We start from the raw sequence: 8882 nt of genomic DNA, 5'->3' as shown, positions 1-8882 counted from the left end.
AGGCCCTGCGGCAGGCCCACCCCTGGGGCAAGGGGGCTCCGCCCCTGGCCTGCGGCCACCCCAGGCCCGGGCCTGCCTCCGGACCAGCCTGCCATACCGGCTCAAGCGCCTCCCCCACACACCACGGGACCCACGGGCAGTGCCAAGGATGCGGTGGCCTGGGTCTGGGTGGTCCGTATGTCGGTCCTACGGGTCTGGTGTCGGTCCTACGGGGTCTGGACCGCCGTGAGTCGGCCGCCGCAGCTTCAGCGCGTGGCGGTGCGCACGGCGGTGTCTGGGGAGCCATAGTGGTGGCCCACGCCGCGTCGGCGGCGCCGGGGACGGCCCGTCCGGTGCACGCGGCCTCGCGCGGTTGCGGCAGGGCCGACGGCGCGAAGTGCCTGCCGAGCGTCAGCGGGAAGGTGGCGAACCCGTCCGTGGGTGGCGTCTCCTCCGTCGGGAACCCGAACAGCGACGAGACGAAGACGGACCGGTTCACCTCGGCGGTGGTGGCGGCGCTCTGTGGCAGCACCGGATTGTCCGCGTAGCGCGTCCGTCCCACGTGCGCCGCGCCGAGTGAGTAGCCGATCAGCGTGACCTTGCGGCCCGACGGCCGGGCGGTGGCGATCGCGTGGTCGATGACCTGTCGGATGTCGCGCACCCGGACGTCGGTGCGGGCCGAGCGCGTGCCGGTGTTGTGGAGGAGTCGAACCGGGGGTCCGGCATCGGGCCCGCGGGCACCCGGAAGCGCAGGAACTCGTCCTGGACGGACACACCGGTCAGGTCCGCGTCGCAGGCGGGCGCGACGGCCCGTACGGCGGCGGCCACGGCCGGCGTGCCGGGGGCGACGACCGCCAACAGCAGGCAGGCACCGGCCAGGAGCCACCTCCTGACGGTCCGGGACCCGCCCGGCGGACGGGCACGGCTCGCTGCGGTGGCGCGCATGGCGGACTCCCGGAAGCTGCGACGGACGGCTGTCGGCAGCATCCTTCGACGGCGGCGGCGTCCCCGCCAGGCGGGCACGGCCGAACGGCCGCGGCCCGCCCGGGGGACGTGCCTCACGGACTCACGGCCAGGAAGAGGTACGCGGCGAGGATCACCAGGTGGACGCCACCCTGCAGGAGGGTGGCGCGGCCCGGGACGATCGTCAGGCCGCCGACGACGACCGTGAGCGTGAGCAGCACCATGTGGGTGGGCCCGAGCCCGAGCACGAGCGGGCCGGACAGCCAGATCGAGGCCAGGGCGATGGCCGGGATGGTCAGGCCGATGCTCGCGATGGCGGAGCCGAGGCCCAGGTTGAGGCTGGTCTGTACGCGGTCGCGGCGGGCGGCGCGGACCGCTGCCAGGGTCTCGGGCAGCAGCACCAGCAGGGCGATGATCACGCCGACGACGGCCTGCGGCAGGCCCGCGTCGGCCACGACGGACTCGATGGTGGGCGAGACGGACTTGGCGTCGCCGACCACCGCGACGAGGGCGACGACGAGCAATCCGAGGCTGATCAGCGCCGCCCGCGCGGTGGGCGGCTCGGCGTGGTCGTCGTCGGACTCGGCGGACCTCGTGGTCGGTACGGGCAGGAAGTAGTCACGGTGGCGCACGGTCTGGACGGCGATGAAGAGCCCGTACAGGCAGATGGACGCGATGGCGGCGAAGGTGAGCTGGGCGCCGGAGAACTCGGGGCCGGGCTTGCTGGTGGTGAAGGTGGGCAGGACGAGACTGAGGGTGGCCAGGGTGGCGACGGTGGCGAGAGCGGCACCGGAACCCTCGGCGTTGAAGACGGCCACGCGGTTGCGCAGCGCGCCGAGGAGCAGGGACAGCCCGACGATGCCGTTGCAGGTGATCATCACTGCGGCGAAGACGGTGTCGCGGGCCAGCGTCGCGGTCTTGTCGCCGCCGTCGGCCATCAGGGTGACGATGAGGGCCACTTCGATGACCGTGACGGCGACGGCGAGGACCAGCGAGCCGAACGGCTCCCCCACCCGGTGGGCCACCACCTCCGCGTGGTGCACCGCCGCCAGCACCGCGCCGGCCAGGCAGAGCGCGACCAGCGCCACGGCCCAACCCGGCAGGTCGCGCCCCCAGGTGAGGACCAGCGCGACGAGCGCGATGACGGGGACCACGAAGGTCCAGTCGGTGGCGGGGGACCTGACGACTGCCGCGTTCATGCCCTCCACCCTGCCACGCCGTTCCCGGCTCCGGCGGGTGCGGACGCGTCCGGGGGTGGGTGGCGGGTGGGCGGGGCGGGCAGGGCAAGAGGCGGGCGGGGCAGGGCGGGCAGGGCGGGGGCGGACAAGGCGGGGAGGGGCGGATGAGGCATGGACGGGGCGGATGAGGCATGGAGGGGGCGGACAAGGCGGCGGACGGGCAGGGCCCGGAGGTCAGGGACCGTCACATGCCGGACTGACTCCCACCTGCACGGCTCACGCAGACCCCCTCGCCCTCGCGCCAGCACGCCGCCGTCTCGTGGTGTGTGGGGGAGGCGCTTGACGGGGTGTGGCAGGCTGGTCCGGAGGCAGGCCCGGGCCTGGGGTGGCCGAAGGCCAGGGCCGAAGGCCCCGAAGCCCCAGGGGTGGGTCTGCCGCAGGGCCTGCAGGCCACACCCCGTCAAGCGCCGAGGGGACCCGCACACCACGAGACGGCCCCCGCTGCCTCATGCGCACCCCGGCCGCCCTCCCACCCCGCGCCACGCCGCGTCATGCGCCCCCAGCCGACCACCGACCCGCACTCCACCTCAACCTGTGCACCCCCCGCCGCCCCCGGCCGACCCGCCAACCCCCCGCCCCGCACACCGCCCCCGGCCACCCCCGCCCCCCACCCCCGTCCAGCCCCGTCCCCCACCCCCTCACACAGCCCGGTCGCGCCCCTCCCAGTACGGATCCCGCAGCCGGCGCTTGTAGAGCTTGCCGTTGGGGTCGCGGGGCATGGCGGTGATGAAGTCGACCGTCTTGGGGCGCTTGTAGCCGGCCAGCAGCCGCTCGCAGTGGGCCAGGATCTCGGCGGCCAGCGCCGGTCCCGGCTCGTGGCCCTCGGCGGGTTCGACGACCGCCTTGACCTCCTCGCCCCAGTCGGCGTGCGGGATCCCGAAGGCGGCGGCGTCCGCCACGGCCGGGTGGGTGAGCAGGGCGGACTCGATCTCGGCGGGGTAGACGTTCACCCCGCCCGAGATGATCATGTCGATCTTCCGGTCCCGGAGGAACAGGTAGCCCTCGTCGTCCAGCACCCCGAGGTCGCCGACGGTGAAGAAGTCGCCGATGCGGTTCTTCCGCGTCTTGCCCTCGTCCTTGTGGTAGCTGAAGGACCCGGTGCTCATCTTCATGTAGACGGTGCCGAGTTCCCCGGGCGGCAGCCGGTTGCCGTCGTCGTCGAAGACGGCCAGCTCGCTGATCGGCCAGGCCTTGCCGACCGTGCCGGGCTTCTTGAGCCAGTCCTCGGCCGTGGCGAACGCGCCGCCGCCCTCGCTGGCCGCGTAGTACTCCTCGACGCAGGTCCCCCACCACTCGATCATGGCGCGCTTGACGTGGTCCGGGCAGGGCGCGGCGCCGTGGATGGCGTGCCGCATCGACGAGACGTCGTACGCGTCCTTCGTCTCCTGCGGGAGCGCGAGCAGGCGGTGGAACTGGGTGGGGACCATGTGGGTGTGCGTGCACGCGTGACGGTCGATCAGGCGGAGCATGTCCTCGGGGCTCCACTTGTCCATCAGGACGAGCGGGTGCCCGATGTGCAGCGCCGCGCCCGCGAACTGCAGCACCGCGGTGTGGTAGAGCGGCGAGCAGACCAGATGGACGTTGCCCTCGAAGGGGCGGATGCCGAAGATGCCGAGGAAGCCGCCCAAGTACGTCTGCTCCGGCGGCTTCCCGGGCAGCGGGCGCCGGATGCCGCGCGGGCGGCCCGTCGTACCGGAGGTGTAGTTCATGACCCAGCCGAGGGTGCGGTCGGCGGGGGCGGAACCGGGCTGTCCGTCGAGGAGTTCGGCGTACGGGCGGAAGCCCGGCACCGCTCCGACGGCGTAGCGGTGGCTCGCGGGCAGGGCGGCCTCGTCGGCGGCTGCCGTCGCGGCGGCGGCGAACCTCTCGTGGGCGATGAGCACCTTGGCGCCGGAGTCCGCGACGATCCAGGCGATCTCGGGGCCGACCAGGTGGTGGTTGACCGGGACGAGGTAGAAGCCGGCCTGGCTGGCGGCGAGGTGGGCGGTGAAGAACTCGACGCCGTTGGGGAGCACGACGGCGAAGGCGTCGCCGCGCTCCAGGCCGGCCGCGCGCAGGCCGTGGACGAGCTGGTTGACGGCCCGGTGCAGGCGGCCCGCGGTCCACTGCTCGCCGTCGGGAGCGGTGACCACGATCCGGTCGGGATCGGCCGCGGCCTGTGCCCAGAATCCGTTCGGGGGCTGCGCGGTGGTCGGGGCGGCCGGAGTGGTCGCGGAGGCGGTCTCCGGCGCGTTGTCGGGGGCGGTCATGGCGGTCCGGCTCCTCAGGCTCGTCCGGCGATGCGGTTGATGCGGTCGATGGCCCTCTCGAAACCGCGGGTGAGGTCGTCGAAGACGGCCCGGACGCTGCGTTCGGTGTTCATGCGGCCGACGATCTGGCCGACCGGGGTGCCGAGCAGCGGTTGGACCTCGTACTTCTGGATCCGGGAGACGGCCTCGGCGACGAGCAGGCCCTGCAGCGGCATCGGCAGCGCGCCGGGCCCGGCCGGGTCGTCCCAGGCGTCGGTCCACTCGGTGCGCAGCTGGCGGGCGGGCTTGCCGGTCAGCGCGCGGGAGCGGACGGTGTCGCCGGAGCCGGCCGCGAGCAGCTTCTCGGTGAGGGCGCGGGAGTGCAGTTCGGCCTCGGTGGTGGTCAGCCACAGGGAGCCGAGCCAGACGCCCTGCGCGCCGAGCGCCAGGCCGGCGGCGATCTGTTCGCCGCTGCCGATGCCGCCGGCGGCGAGCACCGGGAGCGGGTCGACGGCCTCGACGATCTCGGGGACGAGGACCATGGAGGCGATCTCGCCGGTGTGCCCGCCGGCCTCGTAGCCCTGGGCGACGACGACGTCGATGCCGGCTTCGGCGTGCCGGCGGGCGTGCTTGGCGCTGCCGGCGAGGGCGGCGACGAGGACGCCGTGGTCGTGGGCGCGGGCGACCACGTCGGCGGGCGGGGAGCCGAGGGCGTTGGCGAGGAGCTTGATGGGGTAGTCGAAGGCGACGTCGAGCTGGTTGCGGGCGACCTGCTCCATCCAGCCGGTGATCCGCCAGCCGGAGGCCTCGCCCTCGGGGAGCTCGGGGACACCGTGCTTGGCGAGGGTGTCGCGGACGAACTCCCGGTGGCCCTCGGGGATCATCGCCTCGATGTCGGCCTCGCCGATGCCGTCGACGGCCTTCTTGGCGGGCATGACCACGTCGAGGCCGTACGGCTTGCCGCCGGTGTGGGCCTGCATCCAGTCGAGGTCGCGGGCGAGGTCGTCGGGTGCGGTGTAACGGACCGCGCCGAGCACGCCGAGGCCTCCGGCGCGGGTGATGGCCGCGGCCACCGCCGGGAAGGGGGTGAAGCCGAAGATGGCGTGCTCGACTCCCAGTTTCTTGCTCAGCTCCGTCTCCATGGGGCGCAGGATGCCGCAGGGCGACGGCCGAGGGAAGAGATTTTCTGATGCTGTGTCAGATTCTTTGCGGGCCCGTCGGAGCGGGGTGGGGCCGGTGCGCGGGCAGATACTGGGGGACGCGCCGCCGCGAGGGAGGAAGGCCGGTCATGGGCGAGGGTGAGGACCATGGGCGAGGGTGAGGACCATGGGCGAGCGTGAGGACACGGACGGCGTTTCCGGCCGGCTGAGTCGCAGGAGGCTGGCGGGGCAGCTGCTGGCGCTCGGCGGCGTGCTCGGGGGCGTGCTCGCCGCGCAGTCGCTGCCGGGGGCCGCGGCCGCCCGCGGGACCGGGCCGGACGGCGGCCGCGGGCGCGGTCCGGACGGCGGCCGCGGCGGCCCGGGCCGCCGGTGGGGCGTACCGGGCGGGTGGCGCAGCCTGCGGTACGGGAGCGCCCGCGAGGCGGGGCTGCTGGAGGAGCATCTGGACGCGGCGCTCGACGAGACCCGCCGCTTCCTGGGGCCTTCGCCGGCACACCCGTGGTACGCGGGGGCCGTGGTGCTCGCCGGGCGGGGGCGGACGGTCGCTCTGCACGAGGCGGTCGGGGACGCCGTGCGGTACGCCGACTACGACGGGCGCACCGACACCGCCCGCGAACTGCCGCCCGCCGAGCGCATCCCCATGCGCCGGGACACCGTCTTCGACCTGGCCTCGCTGACGAAGCTGTTCACCTCCGTGCTGGCGGTGCAGCAGCTGGAGCGCGGAGCGCTGGAGCTGGAGGCGCCCGTCGACCGGTACCTGCCGGAGTTCACCGGCGGCGGCAAGGAGTTGATCACGGTGCGTCAGTTGTTGACGCACACCTCGGGGCTCCGGTCCTGGGTGCCCTTCTACCGGGAGTCCACCCGAGCGGGACAGCTGGGGCTGCTGTGGCAGGTACGGCCGCAGGACCCGCCGGGCAGCGTCTACCGGTACTCGGACCTGAACCTGATCGCGCTGCACCTGCTCCTCGAGCGGGTCACCGGGAGCACGCTGGACGTCCTGCTGCGCGACGAGATCACCATTCCGCTCGGGATGCACCGCACGCGCTTCCGACCGCCCGCCGCGTGGCGCCCGCTGACCGCGGCCACCGAGGTCGAGCGGCCGCCCTGGTCGGGGCTGGACCGGGGACTGGTCTGGGGCGCGGTGCACGACGAGAACGCCCACACGCTGGGCGGGGTCGCGGGCCACGCCGGGGTCTTCGGCACGGCCTGGGACCTCGCCGTCCTCGCCCGGACGCTGCTGGACGGCGGGGCGTACGGCGCCGTACGGATCCTCTCGGCGGCCTCCGTCGAGCTGCTGTTCACCGACTTCAACACCGCCTTCCCGGGCGATGACCACGGCCTGGGCTTCGAGCTCTACCAGCACTGGTACATGGGCGCGATGGCCACCCCGCACGCCGCCGGGCACACCGGGTTCACCGGCACCTCGCTCGTGCTCGACCCGTCCACCGACTCGTACCTGATCCTGCTGGGCAACTCGGTGCACCCCGTGCGCACCTGGCGGGCCGGCAGCGCGCCGCGGGTGGCGGTGGCCAACGCGGTGGCCCGGGCCGTGCCCGTACGGACCTCGCACGGCCGGCCCGCCTGGTACTCCGGGATGGCCACCGGCGGCACGGGGACCCTGACCCTGCCCGCACTCGGGCCGCTCGGGGCGCACGCGGTGCTGGAGTGCGACCTGTGGTGGGACACAGTGCCCCACGACGGTGCGGCGCACCTGGAGGCCTCCGTCGACGGGGGTGCCTCCTGGGAGCCTGTCGCCTTCGACACCGTGCCTTTGGACGCCGTGCCGTTGGACGCCGTGCCATTGGACGCCGTGTCGGTCGAGGCCGGCTCCTTCGGTTCCTCTGGTGCCGGATCCTTTGGCGCCCGTTCCTCTGGTGCTGTTCCTTCTGGTACCGGCCCCTCTGGCGCCGGCTCCTCCCGCGGCGTCCCCACCGCCCACGGGGTGGGCCGCGAGCAGTGGCTGCAGGGCACGGTCACCGGCTGGTCGGGGCGCGTCTGGCACCGGCTGACGGCACCCCTGGGGCGCTGGGCGGACGCGGAGCTCCGGCTTCGGTTCCGGCACCGGGCCGAGGGGCGGTACGTGGGGCGGGGGGTGTACGTCGACCGGATTCGGGTGCGGGTTGGGGCTGGGGTTGGGGCTGGGGCTGGGGCTGGGGTAGGGGCTCAGGTTGAGGTTGAGGCGCAGGTTGAGGCTGAGGCGCAGGTTGAGGCGGGAGCGGGGGGCAGGGTTGGGGTAGGTGCGGGGCTTGGGGGTCGAACCGTCTTCGCCGAGGAGCGGCCTGCGGACGCGGCCCGGCTCGAGGCGGTGGGCTGGACCCGGTCGGCCGACTGATGGCGCACCCCCTCCCGACCCGTGCCGCGCCGACCGGGACGCTGACTCGGCTGATGGCGGCCCTCACGTTCGCGACCGGTCTCGTCGAGGCGGCCGCACTGCTGGGGCTGGGACCGGTGTTCACCGCCATGCAGACCGGAAACGTGCTCTTCCTGGGCTTCGGGTTGCTGGGACAGGGCGGGCTGTCGGTCAGTGCACCCGCGGTCTCACTCGGCGCGTTCGTGCTGGGGGCGGTCACCGGCGCCCGGCTGGAGGGGCGACTGGAGGCGCACCGACACCGCTGGTTCGTGCTCGCCGTCACCGCGGAGGGCCTGTTGGTGGCGGCGGCCGGCGGAGTGGCCTGGGGCGTGCCACCGCTGAGCAGCGCCCCGACCGGGCGACACCTCGGCGTCATCGCCACCCTCGCCTTCGCGATGGGTCTGCGCAACGTCACCGCCATGCGAGTGGCCGTACCGGACATGCCGACCACTCTGGTGACCCGGGCGATGACGGCCTTCCTGGCAGGGTCGCTGCTCGGCCGTGACCCGGCTTTCGGGCGCGGGCCCGGGGCCACGCAGCGACGGGCGGCGTCGGTCGGGGCCATGTTCGCCGGGGGTGTCGTGGGCGCGGCCTTCATCCGGTGGGACTGGCCCCTGTCCGCCCTGCTGTGGAGCGCCGGGGGCATCAGCTTGCTGGTGGCGGCGGCGTTCGTGCCTCAGGCGCGGCTGCGGAGTGGGTGAGGGGGGTGGGGGCGTGGGGGTGGGGGCATGGGGGTGGGGGTGGGGCGGGCACGTGGGTGGCGCGGACGGGTGGGTTGAAGTGGGGGGTGGGGTGAGGCGTAAGAGGTGCCGGCGGCTTCGTGGGGTGTGGGTCCCGTGGTGTGTGGGTCCCCTCGGCGCTTGACGCGGCATGGCCTGCAGGCCCTGCGGCAGGCCCACCCCTGGGGCTTCGGGGCTTCGCCCTGGCCTTCGGCCACCCCAGGCCCGGGCCTGCCTCCGGACCA

General features: G+C 74.2%; 6 protein-coding genes. 3 read left to right on the top strand and 3 right to left on the bottom strand.

Going from position 1 to position 8882, the window contains the following annotated elements; genetic code table 11:
- The first annotated feature begins 290 nt into the window (after positions 1 to 290).
- Positions 291 to 527: a hypothetical protein gene (locus ACIQCH_RS38090; protein WP_402588905.1), complete on the top strand. Its 237-nt coding sequence runs from the start codon at positions 291 to 293 to the stop codon at positions 525 to 527.
- A 510-nt stretch (positions 528 to 1037) separates the two neighbouring features.
- Here ACIQCH_RS38090 and ACIQCH_RS38085 read toward each other — a convergent pair.
- The 3 genes from ACIQCH_RS38085 to ACIQCH_RS38075 form a co-directional block, all read right to left on the bottom strand.
- On the bottom strand, positions 1038 to 2141 hold the full coding sequence (locus tag ACIQCH_RS38085) for a calcium:proton antiporter (protein ID WP_402588903.1): 1104 nt from the start codon (positions 2139 to 2141) through the stop codon (positions 1038 to 1040).
- A gap of 677 nt (positions 2142 to 2818) precedes the next feature.
- On the bottom strand, positions 2819 to 4429 hold the full coding sequence (locus ACIQCH_RS38080) for an acyl-CoA synthetase (RefSeq protein ID WP_402588901.1): 1611 nt from the start codon (positions 4427 to 4429) through the stop codon (positions 2819 to 2821).
- A 14-nt stretch (positions 4430 to 4443) separates the two neighbouring features.
- A complete protein-coding gene (locus ACIQCH_RS38075; protein WP_402588899.1) occupies positions 4444 to 5550 on the bottom strand; it encodes an NAD(P)H-dependent flavin oxidoreductase in 1107 nt (368 codons plus the stop codon).
- Between the two features lie 184 nt (positions 5551 to 5734).
- Between ACIQCH_RS38075 and ACIQCH_RS38070 the strand changes: the two genes are divergently transcribed.
- A complete protein-coding gene (locus ACIQCH_RS38070; protein WP_402588897.1) occupies positions 5735 to 7900 on the top strand; it encodes a serine hydrolase in 2166 nt (721 codons plus the stop codon).
- A gap of 53 nt (positions 7901 to 7953) precedes the next feature.
- On the top strand, positions 7954 to 8619 hold the full coding sequence (locus ACIQCH_RS38065; protein ID WP_402588895.1) for a YoaK family protein: 666 nt from the start codon (positions 7954 to 7956) through the stop codon (positions 8617 to 8619).
- Positions 8620 to 8882: the final 263 nt, after the last annotated feature.

Source organism: Streptomyces sp. NPDC093225, from assembly GCF_044753805.1.
Taxonomy (GTDB): Bacteria; Actinomycetota; Actinomycetes; order Streptomycetales; family Streptomycetaceae; genus Streptomyces.
This window is presented reverse-complemented; position numbering and strand designations above follow the sequence as displayed.